19 protein-coding genes are annotated in these 13172 nt (G+C 65.4%); 9 read left to right on the plus strand and 10 right to left on the minus strand.

The window, feature by feature from the left end:
• Positions 1-94 precede the first annotated feature (94 nt).
• The 3 genes from AB5K84_RS25905 (at position 95) to AB5K84_RS25915 (ending at position 1887) form a co-directional block, all read left to right on the plus strand.
• Positions 95-760 (plus strand): O-methyltransferase, encoded by a 666-nt coding sequence (locus AB5K84_RS25905; protein WP_011087002.1) that lies wholly within the window; start codon positions 95-97, stop codon positions 758-760.
• 213 nt (positions 761-973) lie between these two features.
• The gene (locus tag AB5K84_RS25910) at positions 974-1318 is read left to right on the plus strand and encodes a DMT family transporter (RefSeq protein ID WP_011087001.1); all 345 of its coding nucleotides are present in this window, start codon (positions 974-976) and stop codon (positions 1316-1318) included.
• Positions 1318-1887: a TetR/AcrR family transcriptional regulator gene (locus AB5K84_RS25915; RefSeq protein WP_011087000.1), complete on the plus strand. Its 570-nt coding sequence runs from the start codon at positions 1318-1320 to the stop codon at positions 1885-1887. Before AB5K84_RS25910 ends, AB5K84_RS25915 begins: the two co-directional genes overlap by 1 nt.
• Positions 1888-1908: 21 nt before the next feature.
• Here the strand turns inward: AB5K84_RS25915 and AB5K84_RS25920 are convergent, their stop codons facing one another.
• The 5 genes from AB5K84_RS25920 to AB5K84_RS25940 all read right to left on the minus strand — a co-directional run bounded on the left by AB5K84_RS25920 (position 1909) and on the right by AB5K84_RS25940 (position 6179).
• Positions 1909-2229: a hypothetical protein gene (locus tag AB5K84_RS25920; RefSeq protein WP_011086999.1), complete on the minus strand. Its 321-nt coding sequence runs from the start codon at positions 2227-2229 to the stop codon at positions 1909-1911.
• Between the two features lie 72 nt (positions 2230-2301).
• On the minus strand, positions 2302-2469 hold the full coding sequence (locus AB5K84_RS25925) for a hypothetical protein (protein WP_178372734.1): 168 nt from the start codon (positions 2467-2469) through the stop codon (positions 2302-2304).
• A gap of 229 nt (positions 2470-2698) precedes the next feature.
• Positions 2699-2977, minus strand: a complete 279-nt coding sequence (locus AB5K84_RS25930; protein WP_038966825.1) for a hypothetical protein — start codon at positions 2975-2977, stop codon at positions 2699-2701.
• Between the two features lie 162 nt (positions 2978-3139).
• On the minus strand, positions 3140-4111 hold the full coding sequence (locus tag AB5K84_RS25935; protein WP_011086996.1) for an SH3 domain-containing protein: 972 nt from the start codon (positions 4109-4111) through the stop codon (positions 3140-3142).
• Positions 4112-4256: 145 nt separating this feature from the next.
• Positions 4257-6179 carry an FAD-binding monooxygenase gene (locus AB5K84_RS25940; protein ID WP_038966821.1) on the minus strand — a complete coding sequence of 641 codons (1923 nt, stop codon included), beginning with the start codon at positions 6177-6179 and terminating at the stop codon, positions 4257-4259.
• A gap of 103 nt (positions 6180-6282) precedes the next feature.
• On the opposite strand from AB5K84_RS25940, the gene AB5K84_RS25945 reads away from it, so the two are divergent.
• Together AB5K84_RS25945 and AB5K84_RS25950 are read left to right on the plus strand one after the other, a co-directional pair.
• A complete protein-coding gene (locus tag AB5K84_RS25945; RefSeq protein ID WP_011086994.1) occupies positions 6283-6747 on the plus strand; it encodes a MarR family winged helix-turn-helix transcriptional regulator in 465 nt (154 codons plus the stop codon).
• A gap of 119 nt (positions 6748-6866) precedes the next feature.
• Entirely contained in the window at positions 6867-7301 is a 435-nt protein-coding gene (locus tag AB5K84_RS25950; RefSeq protein WP_011086993.1) for a COG4315 family predicted lipoprotein, read from the plus strand.
• 30 nt (positions 7302-7331) lie between these two features.
• Here AB5K84_RS25950 and AB5K84_RS25955 read toward each other — a convergent pair whose 3' ends face one another.
• Complete coding sequence (locus AB5K84_RS25955) at positions 7332-7985, minus strand: L,D-transpeptidase (RefSeq protein ID WP_011086992.1); 654 nt, start codon at positions 7983-7985, stop codon at positions 7332-7334.
• Between the two features lie 274 nt (positions 7986-8259).
• On the opposite strand from AB5K84_RS25955, the gene AB5K84_RS25960 reads away from it, so the two are divergent.
• Together AB5K84_RS25960 and AB5K84_RS25965 are read left to right on the plus strand one after the other, a co-directional pair.
• Entirely contained in the window at positions 8260-9261 is a 1002-nt protein-coding gene (locus tag AB5K84_RS25960) for a hypothetical protein (RefSeq protein WP_038966820.1), read from the plus strand.
• 533 nt (positions 9262-9794) lie between these two features.
• Entirely contained in the window at positions 9795-10025 is a 231-nt protein-coding gene (locus AB5K84_RS25965; RefSeq protein WP_028171187.1) for a DUF6894 family protein, read from the plus strand.
• 1 nt (position 10026) lies between these two features.
• On the opposite strand, the gene AB5K84_RS25970 is transcribed toward AB5K84_RS25965, so the two are convergent.
• Positions 10027-10809 carry an SDR family NAD(P)-dependent oxidoreductase gene (locus tag AB5K84_RS25970; protein WP_028171186.1) on the minus strand — a complete coding sequence of 261 codons (783 nt, stop codon included), beginning with the start codon at positions 10807-10809 and terminating at the stop codon, positions 10027-10029.
• Between the two features lie 128 nt (positions 10810-10937).
• Between AB5K84_RS25970 and AB5K84_RS25975 the strand changes: the two genes are divergently transcribed.
• Complete coding sequence (locus AB5K84_RS25975; protein WP_011086989.1) at positions 10938-11330, plus strand: hypothetical protein; 393 nt, start codon at positions 10938-10940, stop codon at positions 11328-11330.
• 92 nt (positions 11331-11422) lie between these two features.
• Entirely contained in the window at positions 11423-11674 is a 252-nt protein-coding gene (locus tag AB5K84_RS25980; protein WP_038966819.1) for a hypothetical protein, read from the plus strand.
• Between the two features lie 19 nt (positions 11675-11693).
• Here the strand turns inward: AB5K84_RS25980 and AB5K84_RS25985 are convergent, their stop codons facing one another.
• The 3 genes from AB5K84_RS25985 to minD all read right to left on the minus strand — a co-directional run bounded on the left by AB5K84_RS25985 (position 11694) and on the right by minD (position 13151).
• Positions 11694-11879, minus strand: a complete 186-nt coding sequence (locus tag AB5K84_RS25985) for a hypothetical protein (protein ID WP_038966818.1) — start codon at positions 11877-11879, stop codon at positions 11694-11696.
• A gap of 178 nt (positions 11880-12057) precedes the next feature.
• Complete coding sequence (gene minE / locus AB5K84_RS25990) at positions 12058-12339, minus strand: cell division topological specificity factor MinE (RefSeq protein WP_011086986.1); 282 nt, start codon at positions 12337-12339, stop codon at positions 12058-12060.
• Positions 12336-13151, minus strand: coding sequence for a septum site-determining protein MinD (minD, locus tag AB5K84_RS25995; RefSeq protein ID WP_011086985.1), 816 nt, complete (start codon positions 13149-13151; stop codon positions 12336-12338). Before minD ends, minE begins: the two co-directional genes overlap by 4 nt.
• Positions 13152-13172: the final 21 nt, after the last annotated feature.

Consider the following 13172-nt stretch of genomic DNA (forward strand, 5'->3'; position numbering starts at 1 on the left):
GCGCCTGGGGAATGCGAATAGGAAATGCGACGAATTAGTCGTATTTCAGTCTTCGCGCAAGCACGCGCTTCTTCGCGAACCCTGGAGGCAACGAATGACCACCCCAACCATCACATCGCTTGCGCCGCTGCTGGACCGCCTGTTCCTCGAGGCCGAGGCAACACGGGGCGCAACGCTCGCAGCCGTCGCCGATTTGTCCGACGCCGACCGGGCGCGGATGATGCGAAGCAAGACCGATTACGCCGACCTCTACGGACGCCTGAAGGACGTCCCGCTCGCGGTATCCCGCGAGACCGGCGCCCTGCTCTACATGCTGGCGCGCAGCTCCCGCGCCAGAACGATCGTCGAGTTCGGCACCTCCTTCGGCATCTCGACCCTGCACCTCGCCGCGGGCCTGCGCGATAATGGCGGCGGCCGTCTCATCACCAGCGAGTTCGAGCCGTCCAAGGCAGCGCGGGCACGCGACAACCTCTCGGCCGGCGGGCTGCTCGATCTCGTCGAAATCCGCGAAGGGGATGCGCTGAAGACGCTCAAGGCCGATCTCCCTGACACGATCGATCTCGTGCTGCTCGACGGCGCCAAGGCGCTCTACCCTGAGATCCTGGATCTGGTCGAGGGCCATCTCAAGCCGGGCGCGATCATCGTCGCCGACAATGCCGACGACAGCCCCGACTATCTCGCGCGCGTGCGCATGCCCGGCAGCGGCTACATCTCCACGGCCTTTGCCGAGGATGTCGAACTCTCCGTGCGGATCAACTGACGCCACGTCGAGCCGCCGCGATGCCATTGAGCCGCTGCGCGATTCATCGCGCGGCGGCTGCGCGTCATCGGCGACAGACCGCGGAACATCACGTCCGCGTCCGTGTCGCACCCTCGTCACTCACATGTGATAGCAGCTACCGGCAGAGCGATGTTCCACGTGCTAAACATACCTACCGCGCGGTATCTTTCCTGCGCTACGCCCGAGCCCGCCATGACCTCCGCCTTCAATGCCTACACCGCGCTTGCCCTCGCCATCGTCTCCGAGGTCATCGCGTCCGCCTTCCTGCAGCAATCCGCACAGTTCACGCGGCCGTGGCCGACGCTCGCCATGGTCCTGTTCTACGTCGCCTCGTTCTACGCGCTGTCGGTCGCGATCCGGGTGATCCCCCTGAGCATCGCCTATGCGATCTGGGGCGGGGTCGGCATCATCCTGACCGCCACCGTCTCCTTCGTGCTATTCCGCCAGATGCTCGACGCCGCGGCGTTCGTCGGCATCGGGTTGATCGTATCCGGCGTCGTCATCATCAACCTGTTCTCGGAGACGACGGTGCACTGATGCCGGCCAGCGCCTATAGCCGCGCCAAGCAGCCCGAGCAGGTGCGGCGCGCCCTGCTCGACCACGCTGCGGCCATTGCCACGGACCATGGCGTCTCCGGCATCACGGTGCAGGCCGTGGCGGCGGCGGCCGGCGTCACCAAGGGCGGCCTGTTTCATCACTTCGGCAGCAAGCAGGCGCTGATCGAGGGCCTGTTCGCCGATCTGCTCGCCCGCGTCGATGCCGAGATCGACGCCGCAATCGAAACCGATCCCAAGCCGCGCGGCAGCTTTACCCGCGCCTATGTCAATGCGGTGTTCATCGGCAAGGCGTTCGGCTTCACCACGCCCTGGGCGGCGCTGAGCATGGTGGTCGTCACCGATCCGTCACTGCGCCGGCTCTGGAACGACTGGATGAAGGCACGCCTGAAGCGGCATCGCGCGACCGACGGCACGCCGGAGCTCCATGTCGTGCGCCTCGCCGCCGACGGCGCCTGGCTGTCCTATGTCACGACCGGACAGACGCGCATGAACGCCGAACTGCGCGCCGTGCACGGCCGGCTGATCGCGGAGACCTATCGGCGCGGATAGCGACCTTTTTGTCGGCGCTGGCTACTGGCTTGTCACTGGCTTGGGCGGACGCGGCGCGGATCGGGAGGATTTTGCGCCGGGCTTGGCCGCGGCTCGCGGTGGCGGCGCATCGACGGACTCCAGATACGCGGCGAGCGCCTTGGCGGAGTCAGAGCTGGTCGCGTAGTGGTCCTTCAGGAACCATGACAGCGTCAGGCTGAAGCGCCCCTTGGCAAGACCGCGCGGGCTCCGGTGGCAGGTCGCGCAACCATCGGCAAACAGCTTTTCGGCCGACTTGCCGGCATCGAGATTTTGAGCGGATGCGACCGTCGCCGTCAGTGCGGCGGCGGCTGCGAGAATCATCAGGGGCGCGATCAGGTCGCGCCCTGGCCGAAAGTGCGAAGTCAAATGTCGTCCCCTAGCCCCGTCTTGCGGTCACGCCGCCAGCAATTGATCGAATTCGGGCGGCGCGTAGGCCTTGCCGTCCTGGTCGGTGATGACGACCCGCCATCCCTCGCTCGCCCACACCCTTGCCTTCGCCACGATGAGCAGGCGGCTCTCGCGGGCGAAACTGTACTTCTCGTTGTCGCGTTCTGCGATCATTTTGTAGGCCAATGCGTGTCCCCTTGCGTTGCCCCTGCACCCGCTTCCTCGTGGCAGCGGGCTTTGGCGGCAATTCGCCGGGAGCGTGGCAATTTGGTGCCATCCGCAGGCAGCATCGCACCGGCGCACCCGCAGCCGGGTGACCGGATCGAACGCGTGCCGCGTTCGGCAGCTGGGGGCCGGCCCGTCACATCAGCAACGGAACCGATCGCGCCACCTCCGAACTCCGCTAATGGACGCGGATGATGTGCGGACGGCCGAGATCGATCAGCCCCTGCACCGCCGACAGGCGATCGTCCAGGGCCGCGATCGTAAGCAGCAGATTGTTGCGCCGTTCGTCGAGAAGACCCATCTCGGCGCCGGAGAGTTTGGCGTTCGCCCGCTGCTTGTGGATGCTTTCGAGCGAATCGCGCAGTGTGGCGATCAAGCCGGTCAACTGCTTGACCTCTTTCGTCATGGACCGCTTCGCGACATTTTGGCGGCGCGTCTCCGCCTGGCTCTGTCTCATCGTCATCCTCCCGTGCCCCGCTGCCCCGAGTGGATGCTTACAGCTTTGGGTAGACATATTACGATCGATGAAATCTGCCCGCGAAGAACTTTCTTAAATTGTACGCGCAGGGAACCCGACTAACAGAAAGCCCGGCGCGAGGGCCGGGCTTTCGCAATGACGTTAGTGCTTCTCGTGACCGCCACCGGGACCGCCGGCCGGCGCGCCACCACGCGGAGTGGCGTTGATGTGCTGAGCACCGCCGCCCGGATGCGGCATCGCAGGTGCTGCCGCGCGCGGCGCCGGCATCTGCGCATGGGCATTCATCGGCGCGCCATGGCTGACGTTCGGCTGCGCCACATGCGGCGTCGCGGGCCGGGCCGCAGGCGCGGCCGACACGCGCGGAGCTTCATGAGCTCGCGCCATCGGCTGCGCACGCGTTGCGGCGCGGCTCGCCGCATGCTCGTGCATCATGCGCGCCTGCGCGTCGCGCGGGTTGCGGTTCTGCTGCACGGTCGTCCGCGCATTCACCAGGCGATCGCTTCGCCCGACGCGAGTCCGGTCGGCCGCAACCGCAGCGTCGCGCTTGGCGATGGCTGCGTCATGCCGTGCCGTCACGGCATCGCGTCCGGAGATCGCGGCGGCGCCCTTTGTATTCGCGCCATTGCGCCCCAGTGCGATCGCCGCATCGCGTGTCGCCGCACGGCCGATACGGGCCGCACTCGGATCAATCGTCATCCGCGTCGCGAAGCGCTCGTGCGAGCTCCAGTAACTATTCCAGTAGGCATGGCGGCGATACCAGGGCCGCCCCTGATAATAGCTCGACCAGTACGAGCTCAGCACGAAGGGCACGACGGGCACGTCGATCTCGTCGACATAGTCGGGGAGATAGACGTAGTGATTGCGGTAGAGATATTCGAGATATTGCGACGACACCCAGCCGCGATCGTCGGAGAAGCTCACGTCGCACCAGGCATTGCCGCGCAGGCAGCCATGGATGTTGACGCGGGCGCCCTCGGGGATGCGATCGACCACGGGGAATCCCGACCCCGGTCCGGCGCGCAAGCCGGTCGAAACGGTGACGATGCCCGGCGCGGCCAGCGCGGCCGTCGGGGCGAGTAGCAGTGCTGCAACCAAAATGCTTCTGAGTCTCATGGCGTATTCCTCCTCTGCGAGTCGGAACGCGCAGAAGGAACGAGCGTTCCTCCTAGAGCTGCCGCATCAGCCGAAAGATTGAATGCGCGCGGAGTTCAATATTCATCCGCCGTTCATCGGTACGACGAGCGCAACACGGCGAACGTCAATTCACCGGCAGCATGAACCCGTCGAAGTACGACGCGAGCCCGGCAAGATCGTCGAGCGGCAGCACGTTCGCGACGTATTGATCCGGCCGCACGACGACCATGCAACCGGCCTTCCGATCGATGCCGCGCATCGCAAACACATCGTGACCGCTCTTGAAATCCGGACAGAACATCTTTTCGTAGTCAAGCAAACCGTAGCGGCCTTTGCGCGGCAGCAGCAGCGGTGGCATCGCCTCGATCGCAAGCTCGCGATGATCTTGCTGAAACACCGCGCGCAGATCGATCACGGCGTCGATGTCGGCGCCTCCGGGGGTGTATCGCCTCACCGGCGATTCCCCTGCCTCGGTGAGAAAATTGCACAACGCACGAATGGCGGAGCCGGCCGCCGCCGGATTCTCCGCGCCGGAAAATGCATAGATGCGGAAGCGTCCGTCGGCCTGCGCCGCGTGGCCGAGATGAACGGGCTTTGCGTCCGCCAGCCGGATCACCGGCGCGGAATGGAAGCGCTTGCCGATCACGAGGCCTTCCGCAAGATGCTGATGGGACAAAGCCCCCGTGAGGACCGAGGGCGTGTAATGCGTCGCGGTGCCGGCCGTATAGCGGCCGTGCCGGACAAAATAGTCCTGCGTCATGGCGGCATCGGCGCCACCGGCCTTGGCCGCAGAGGCCAGAATCCCCGACCATTCGCGGTCGAAGTCGATCAGCTCTTTCGCGACCGCCTGGCGCTCCGCGGAATAGGAATGCAGCAGGCTTGGCGCACTCTGCTTGCGGAGCACGGCGGCGAGCTTCCAGCCGAGATTGAAGGCATCCTGCATCGAGACGTTCATACCCTGCCCCGCCTTCGGGCTGTGGGTATGGCAGGCATCGCCGGCGATGAAGATGCGCGGCAGGCGGGTCGCGGTCTCGGCTTCCGGCACGTCGTCGAACTTGTCGGTCAGGCGCTGGCCGATCTCGTAGACCGACCACCAGGCGATCTCCTTCACGTCAAGCGTATGCGGTTTCAGGATCCGCTGCGCCTTGGCGATCACGTCATCGGCGGTGATGTTGCGGCTGGCGACGCGCTCGCCGACGTCGAGCTTGGCGAGCTCGACATAGATGCGCACCATGTAGCCGCCTTCGCGCGGAATGATCAGCAGGCTGCCGTCCTTCGCCGACTGGATCAGGGCCTTGAAGCGGATGTCCGGAAAATCGGTCACCGCCAGCACGTCCATCACGCCCCAGGCGTGGTTGGCGGAATCGCCGTGCAGTTCGCGGCCGATCGACTTGCGCACGGTGCTGCGCGCGCCGTCGCAGCCGACGACATAGCGCGCCCTGATCGTCTCGACCTTGCCCTCGTTTTCGGCGTCGACGCGTTCGAGGCGCACGGTCACGGCATGGTCGGCAGGCCCCGCGGCCGGATCGACCTGGAGGTCGAGCAAGCGGCGGCTGTAATAGGGCTCGAGCTTGGCCGGCGATTTGCGCATGACGTCGAGAAAGCCGTCATGGATGCGCGCCTGGTTGAGGATAACGTGCGGGAATTCCGACAGCCCGTCCTCCACGTCCTGCACCCGGCCGCTGCGGACGATGGTCTCGGGCCGCCGTTCGTCCGGCTTCCAGAACGTCGTCTCGTTGACCCAATAGGCTTCCTTCAGCACGCGCTCGCTAAAGCCAAAAGCGTGGAACATCTCCATGGTGCGGCAGGCGACGCCGTCGGCCTGGCCGACCGACAGCCGGCCCGGCTTCTGCTCGACGATGCAGGTCTTGATGTCAGGAAATTGGGCAAGCTGGGCCGCGAGCGTCAGGCCTGCGGGCCCACAGCCGACGATGAGGACGTCGACCTCGTCGGGCACGCCGCCCGCTGCACCGGGGGCCTGAACGCGTTCAGCGGGATCGGCGATTTCAGGGTCGCCCGGCTGAAATCCATTGAGATGGAATTGCATGAGCACCTCTCCCGTCAACGTCTTCTTCGATATTGCTCAGTATGCTGACTATCAGTATACTTGTCAACGGATCCCGCCCTCCCTGTGACCTCAGGAGAATTCGGTGAAAGACAACAACGACATGCCCGGTCATCTGGCGCGCCGCTTCCAGCAGATCGCGGTCGCGGTCTTCCTGGCCGAGGTCGGGGATGCCGGCTTCGACCTCACGCCGGTGCAATACGCCGCGCTCGCGACCATCAAGGCCAATCCGGGGCTCGACCAGGTGACGCTCGCAGGGTTGATCGCCTATGACCGCACCACCATCACCGGCGTGATCGATCGCCTCGTGCAGAAGGGCCTGGCGGAGCGCCGCGCCTCGAGCCGCGACCGCCGCGCCCGCGAGCTCGAGGTCACCGACGAAGGCCGGCGCACGCTGCGCAAGATCACGCCTGCGGTCGAGTCCGCACAGCGCATCATGCTGCGCGGCCTCAGCGCCAGGGAAGGCGAGGAGCTGATGCGTCTGATGCGCAAGGCGATCGCTGCCGGCAACGAGCTCAGCCGCGCCCCGCTCCGCGATGTGCAGGCCTAAGCCGCATTCATGCCCGTAATTGTCGCAGCGCCGCGAAACCAGGAACTAACCTTCGGCTGCTACCGTCGGCCCCATTCGGCGCTTAACGCGCGATTAACTTTGCCGTTCGGGAGTTTCGGATGTTCAGGTTCCTCATTGCGGCCGCGGCCATCGCGCTCTCGACCGGCCATGCGCTCGCAAACGGCCATGGCGGCGGCGATACCCCTCCTCCGCCCAAGCCCGAGGCGACGACCGCGCCGGCGAAGGTGGTCATCACCAAGCAGGGTCCCAAGCTCGTCGATCCCAAGGGCATGACGCTCTATTATTACGAGCGCGACACCACCGGCAAGACGTCGAACTGCAACGGTAAGTGCACCGAAAGCTGGGTTCCGCTCGCCGCAACGGCCGACGCCAAGGCCGTCGGCGACTTCACCGTGATCAGCCGCAACGACGGCAGCAGGATGTGGGCATACCGCTATCGCCCGCTCTACACGTCACCCGCCGACAAGGCGCCGGGCGATGCCAACGGCAACGCCACGACGCTGCAATGGCGCATCGCACGGCCCGGGGAGTAGGGCCCGAGCGGCAGCGCCGTGACGCGCTGGTCACCCGCGCCAGCGCGTGCCCGTCTCGACCTGCGCGTTCTGCCCGGGCGGCAGCACCACGACCATCGAATTGAGCTTCACCCGGTCGTAGAGATCGATCACGTCCTCGTTGCGCATCCGGATACAGCCTGACGAGATCGCCTGCCCGATATATTCGGGCTGGTTGGTGCCGTGGATGCGGTAGAGCGTGTCCTTGTTGCCGACAAAGAGATAGATGCCGCGGGCGCCCAGCGGATTGGCGGGACCGCCGGCGACGCGCGCCGGATACGGTCCAAGCCGCGCCTGGATGTCCGCTGTCGGAACCCAATCCGGCCATTCCGCCAAACGGCCGACGCGCGCGACGCCCGAGAAGGCCATGGCCTCCTCGCCGACCGCGACGCCGTAGCGGATCGCCTTGCCCTCGGGCAGCACGAAATAGAGGTAGCGCGCATCGGTATCGACCAGGATCGTGCCCGGCTGCTCCTTGCGCTGGTAATCGACGATATGACGGAGATATTGCTCGGGCACGTTCGCCTGAGCGTATGGCGTATGCGCGAGCAACTGCCGGTCGCGCGGCGTCATGCTCGCATCCGTGGATGGCGAAAGCGTCGTCTGCATGCAGCCGCCGAGCGGCAGCATGGCAACAACGAAAAGAGCGAGAACAGATCTTGGCACCGCCGGCCCCCCCGATAGCGGATAGCAGCACCCCCAGCAGCGTCAGATATTGCCCAAATCGTGCTGAAAACAAGGCAATGCGGAACACGTCCGCGTGTTTTTCCGGCGGAGTTCCATCACCACAAACGGCAGAAGACCGTCGCATCATCTCCATCCCCTCGCCTTGCTTTGGTCAAACCCGGCTGGACTCGTGCGTCATCAGACTTGGGATGGGGCTCACCTCAACAGATCGGCTCGCGCCAATGCGGACGACGAAGGCTTCAAAGGAGCTGCGATGCTCGCGATGCTGAACAGCAAGCAAATCGTCGATGAGATCGTGAAGGACACGGTCAAGGACAACGATCCGCACGACGCGGTTCAGATCTCGCCGGATATCGTGCTGGCCTCGCGCCCCGTCGGCGCTGCCCCCGCGCTGGCGCCTGACATCACGCCGCGTCCGGAGCCGAAATTCGCGCCCGGGCCCAGAATCAATCCGGAGCCGAAGTTCAGTCCTGTTGTGGAGCCGCAGCCGGCGATGCCCTCGGTCGACACCGCGGTGCGCGTAACGGCCGGCGACGGTCACGGCCGGCAGAAGCGATCCGCCGCCGGCAAGTGGCTGCGCGGCGCTTTCGTCACGTTTCTGTTCGCGGGCGGCAGCGCGGCTGCCACCATCGCCTGGGAGAAACACGGCGACGTGGCGAGGCAAATGCTCGCCGACTGGAAACCCGTATTGGCGTCGCTGATGCCTTCGACGTCACAGCCGGCGCCGGTCGCCGCTGCGCAGTCCGCCCCGCCCGCGGCGGAAGCTGCAACCGATCAAACAGCCGACCAATCCCCGACGCCGGCAGCGACTCAGTCGGCGTCTGCGGCCGTGCCCGCAGCAGCGCCGTCCGAAACAGCTCAGTCGGTGCAATCGATGACGCGGGATCTTGCCGCAATGGCGCAGCAGATCGAGCAACTCAAGGCCAACATCGCCGAGTTGAAGGCCGGACAGGAGCAGATGGCGCGCGAGATGGCGAAGCCGTCCGCACCGAAGCCGATGGCTGCGACGATGCCGGTCGATCCACGCGCGCGCGTTTCCGCGCTACCGCCGCGGCCTCCGGCTCCACCGGTTCGCAAGCCGAAGCCGGCCGTGACGCAGACCTACATGCCGGCGTATTCGCCCGCACCGGTCGCGTCTCCGCCGCCGCCGTCACAGGCTGCCGCGGTCCCACCGCCGGTCGCGCCGGCCGCCACGACACAAGCCGTTGCCGATGACGATGGACCCGTCGTGCGTCCGCCAATGCCGCTGCGCTAGAGCGTTTTCGAGCGAAGTGGATACCGGTTCGCGTAAAGAAAACGCGTCAAAACAAGAATCTAGAGCCTTTCCCGTTCCGATTCCATCGGAACGGGAAAGGCTCTAGACCAACGCCGGGCGATCGCACAGCATCGGTAACGCAGCGTCGCTGCAAGCTGTCCGACTCGATGCGATGCGTTAAGTCCGGGCCACTACGGAGATCGATGCTTCGATCGTCTTACGACGAACGAATAGGCCAAGAGAGAAAAGGCCGTCGGGATCTATGCCGACGGCCTTCTCTTGCAACTGCCGGTTCCCGGAGCCCGGTTCTGTTGCAATTCCATGCCTCATGATCACGCTGACATATTTAATAAAATCTTAACGCGCCTGCATGCTGCACATCATTTCTGCGCCATAAGCACAGAGATTGCGCGCTTCATTCATTCGATAAAGATCGACTCAGTGGTACCATCCGGGATGTGTTGAGACTTCCGTTGAAGACTTGTTTTCCAGACTTGTCGTCGAGACTTGGGTCGTAACACCGGGGAATTCGGATGCCTTACTACTACTTCGATCTTGTGGTTGGTGAAGAGTTCAAGAACCAGGGCGGAATCATCCTCGAGGATATCGAGGTCGCCTCCGATCGCGCCCACCAACTGGCCAACGAGCTGTCGCAGGTGAAGCCGGAGCTTCAGCAAAAGGGTTGCGCGGTGCGCGTCACCGACCGCGATCACAACGAGCTCTATCGCACGCCGCTCGATCCCGTGCCGGCCTGGCAGCGCTAGGCTACTCCAGCACCGGCGCCTCGAACCAGTTCGTCAGCGACAATCCGCCGTCGACGACGAAGGCCGCGCCGGTGACGTAAGCGGAGAGCTTGTTCGACAGCACCGCGAGCGCCATCGGTGCGAGGTCTTTCGCCTCGCCCAGACGCCCGAGCGGGATGTGCCGCGCCAGCGAGGCATCCGCGACGAAACCGCCGGCAGCGATCGCACCGGGCACCAGCGCGTTGACGCGAATGTCGTGGCGCCCGAACGTCTTCGCGAGCTCCTTCACCAGCATCGCCATCCCCGCCTTCGCCGTCGAGTAATGCGGCAGGTTACGCGGCGTGCCCGCATGCAGCGAGGTGAGGAACAGGAACGAGCCGGGCCGCTTCGCCGCGATCAGCCGCTTGGCGATCTCGCGCGCCAGATGAAAACCCGCATCGAGGTTGACGGCGTGCATCTCCTGCCAGGTCCTGCGATCCACCGCGAGCGCATGATCGGCCTCGCGTCGCGGCGGCGAAGCGCTATGCACGAAATGCGTCACCTCGCCCAGCGCGGCGTGTGAGGCGGCAAGCAGCGCATCGCAGGCATCGAGCCTCGCGAGATCGCCGACCCAGGGCACCGCGTGTCCAGGCCTCTCGCTCGCGCCGATCGCGGCACTGACCCGCTCCGCACTCACGTCGGCGAACACGGTCCGGACGCCCTCGCCGACCAGCGCCTGCGCGATCGCGCGGCCGATGCCGTTGCCCGCGCCGGTGACGAGCGCCGTGTCGGTTGCGGGATCGAACGGCGCGCTGAACAGGCTCATGTCGCTCTCCGGGTCCGGGAGCAGCCAATCTAGCGCACCGCACGGAGACGCGACAATTGCGTCCCGGCGCCATTGCGGAGCGGCGCGCCGGACGCTAGCCTCCCAAAAAAATCGAGGAGGTACCAAGGATGCGCTATGGTTTTCTGATGACGGGCCTTTTGCTGCTTGCCGCGCCGGCACAGGCGGGCGACGCGCCGCCACGTTCGACCTATGTGACGATGGTCTTGCAGGCCTTCGCCGCCAAGGTCGAGTGCCCCAACACGGATCTCGTCTATCAGGACCTCGTGCAGAAGGCGCAGCAGATGCAGCTGCCCGACGGCACCACCGAGAAGGTGCGCAAGGCGATCGCCTGGATGCACACCGGCGGCAAGATGGGCGAGAAGCAGGACGACGAGCTGATGGCCGAGGTCGCGGTGGCGACGCAGGCGACCGATATGGACCAGCGCCGCCTTGGCATGCCCGGCTGGTGCGAGGCCCAGAAGACCAACCTCGCCGGCCTGATCCGCAGCAAGGGCGGCTAGAGCGTTAAGCACACCGCGGCGGAACCGCCGCCGCGGCCAATAATCGTCACAATCCTCGCCAGCATGCGGGCCGCTTCGAACAGGAGATCCGTATGCGAATGGTTCATTTCGTCTTCGCCGGCGCCCTCGCGATCAGTGCCGTGCTGACCACCCCGGCCTTTGCGAAGAATACCGACGCCCAGAAGGGCGAGGACAAATCGACCTCCTCGTCGTCCTGTAGCGCCTATCAGCAGGCGCCCGACGGTTCGTGGGAGCAGCTTTCCTGCAAGGAAACGAACGAGCGCGGCCAGCCGCAAACGCAACATCGCGCCCCGGCACAGGGAACCGATCACGAGGAGCGCTGACTGTTCCCGTTCCCCGTGGTCAGCTCTGGTGCGGCCCACGTATGACCTTCATGGCATCCGCGATGTGACGCCATTCCTTGGCCTCATCGGCCTCGCCGCGGCCCTCGCAGGCCTGGGCCTGCTCGGCGGCCTTCGCAATCGCAGCAAAGCCGTGCCGTTCGAGCATCTGGCGTGCGACGGTGTGGACCTGGAGCTCCGACATCATGGGTGCTCTCCCGTGTGATGAAACCGCGATGCACGCTTGGTGGAGCCGCGGATTTCCTACAACGATCAAGTCGCGGGTCTCGTTCCGATCACCCGCAGCAACGATAAAAGGCGGCCCGCCATGCCCGGCGGACCGCCTTCTCACCCACCCCAAAACCTGATGTCGTCGGCCGCGTCCCCTACGCGACCGCCACGCGCTTGCGCTCGAGATCGTTTGGCACCTCGATATCGACCTCCAGGGTCGACACCTCGTCGCCGCGCTCGAGCCGCACGATTACCTTGGTCGGATCCAGCGTGACGTGCTTGGACACGACGGCGAGAATTTCCTCACGCAGCACGCCGAGCAGGTCGGGCTGGCCGCGCATTCCGCGTTCATGCGCGAGCAGAATCTGCAGCCGTTCGCGTGCGACGGGTGCAGAAGCCTTGTTGCCGCGGAGAAGTCGGAGCAGACCCATGCTCATGCAGCCCTCCGTCGCAGCAGACGATCCATGAAGCCCTTGCGCTCCGACGGCACCTGCATGGCGACGGTCTCGCCGCACAGCCGCCTCGCCGCATCGATATAGGCCCGTGCGGGTGCGCCGTCCGCGTTCGACAGCGTCACCGGCGTGCCGACGTTGGAGGCCTTCAACACGTCCTGGCTCTCGGGAATGATGCCGAGCAAGGGCGTTGCCAGGATTTCGAGGATGTCGTCGATGGTCAACATCTCGCCGCGCGCCGCGCGGGAGGCATCATAGCGGGTGATGAGAATGTGCTTCTCGACCCGCTCGCCCTTCTCGGCCCGCACCGTCTTGGAATCGAGCATGCCGATGATGCGATCGGAATCGCGCACCGAGGACACTTCCGGATTGGTGACGATCACGGCCTCGTCGGCAAAGCGCATCGCCATGGAGGCGCCGCGCTCGATGCCGGCCGGGCTGTCGCAGATCACCCAGTCGAAGCGGCCGCGCAAATCGTCGATGACCTTGCCAACGCCCTCTTCCGTCAACGCGTCCTTGTCGCGGGTTTGCGAGGCCGGCAGCAGCCAGAGATTCTCCAGCCGCTTGTCGCGGATCAGCGCCTGCGGCAGTTTTGCGACGCCCTGCACCACGTTGATGAGGTCGAACACCACGCGGCGTTCGGCGCCCATGACGAGATCGAGATTGCGCAGGCCGACGTCGAAATCGACGACGACGACCTTGTCGCCGCGCTGCGCCAGGGCAGCCCCCAGCGCGGCGGTCGTCGTGGTCTTGCCGACCCCGCCCTTGCCTGATGTCACGACCAGTACCTTACTCATCTGAAATGTCTCCTTTGCTGG

This window comes from Bradyrhizobium sp. 1200_D9_N1_1, from assembly GCF_052075915.1.
Taxonomy (GTDB): Bacteria; Pseudomonadota; Alphaproteobacteria; order Rhizobiales; family Xanthobacteraceae; genus Bradyrhizobium; species Bradyrhizobium diazoefficiens.

Coding starts and splice junctions, on each gene's coding strand:
- AB5K84_RS25905 (WP_011087002.1), top strand. CDS start 95: ATGACCACCCCAACCATCACATCGCTTGCGCCGCTGCTGGACCGCCTG.
- AB5K84_RS25910 (WP_011087001.1), top strand. CDS start 974: ATGACCTCCGCCTTCAATGCCTACACCGCGCTTGCCCTCGCCATCGTC.
- AB5K84_RS25915 (WP_011087000.1), top strand. CDS start 1,318: ATGCCGGCCAGCGCCTATAGCCGCGCCAAGCAGCCCGAGCAGGTGCGG.
- AB5K84_RS25920 (WP_011086999.1), bottom strand. CDS start 2,229: ATGATTCTCGCAGCCGCCGCCGCACTGACGGCGACGGTCGCATCCGCT.
- AB5K84_RS25925 (WP_178372734.1), bottom strand. CDS start 2,469: ATGATCGCAGAACGCGACAACGAGAAGTACAGTTTCGCCCGCGAGAGC.
- AB5K84_RS25930 (WP_038966825.1), bottom strand. CDS start 2,977: ATGAGACAGAGCCAGGCGGAGACGCGCCGCCAAAATGTCGCGAAGCGG.
- AB5K84_RS25935 (WP_011086996.1), bottom strand. CDS start 4,111: ATGAGACTCAGAAGCATTTTGGTTGCAGCACTGCTACTCGCCCCGACG.
- AB5K84_RS25940 (WP_038966821.1), bottom strand. CDS start 6,179: ATGCAATTCCATCTCAATGGATTTCAGCCGGGCGACCCTGAAATCGCC.
- AB5K84_RS25950 (WP_011086993.1), top strand. CDS start 6,867: ATGTTCAGGTTCCTCATTGCGGCCGCGGCCATCGCGCTCTCGACCGGC.
- AB5K84_RS25960 (WP_038966820.1), top strand. CDS start 8,260: ATGCTCGCGATGCTGAACAGCAAGCAAATCGTCGATGAGATCGTGAAG.
- AB5K84_RS25965 (WP_028171187.1), top strand. CDS start 9,795: ATGCCTTACTACTACTTCGATCTTGTGGTTGGTGAAGAGTTCAAGAAC.
- AB5K84_RS25970 (WP_028171186.1), bottom strand. CDS start 10,809: ATGAGCCTGTTCAGCGCGCCGTTCGATCCCGCAACCGACACGGCGCTC.
- AB5K84_RS25975 (WP_011086989.1), top strand. CDS start 10,938: ATGCGCTATGGTTTTCTGATGACGGGCCTTTTGCTGCTTGCCGCGCCG.
- AB5K84_RS25980 (WP_038966819.1), top strand. CDS start 11,423: ATGCGAATGGTTCATTTCGTCTTCGCCGGCGCCCTCGCGATCAGTGCC.
- AB5K84_RS25985 (WP_038966818.1), bottom strand. CDS start 11,879: ATGATGTCGGAGCTCCAGGTCCACACCGTCGCACGCCAGATGCTCGAA.
- minE (WP_011086986.1), bottom strand. CDS start 12,339: ATGAGCATGGGTCTGCTCCGACTTCTCCGCGGCAACAAGGCTTCTGCA.
- minD (WP_011086985.1), bottom strand. CDS start 13,151: ATGAGTAAGGTACTGGTCGTGACATCAGGCAAGGGCGGGGTCGGCAAG.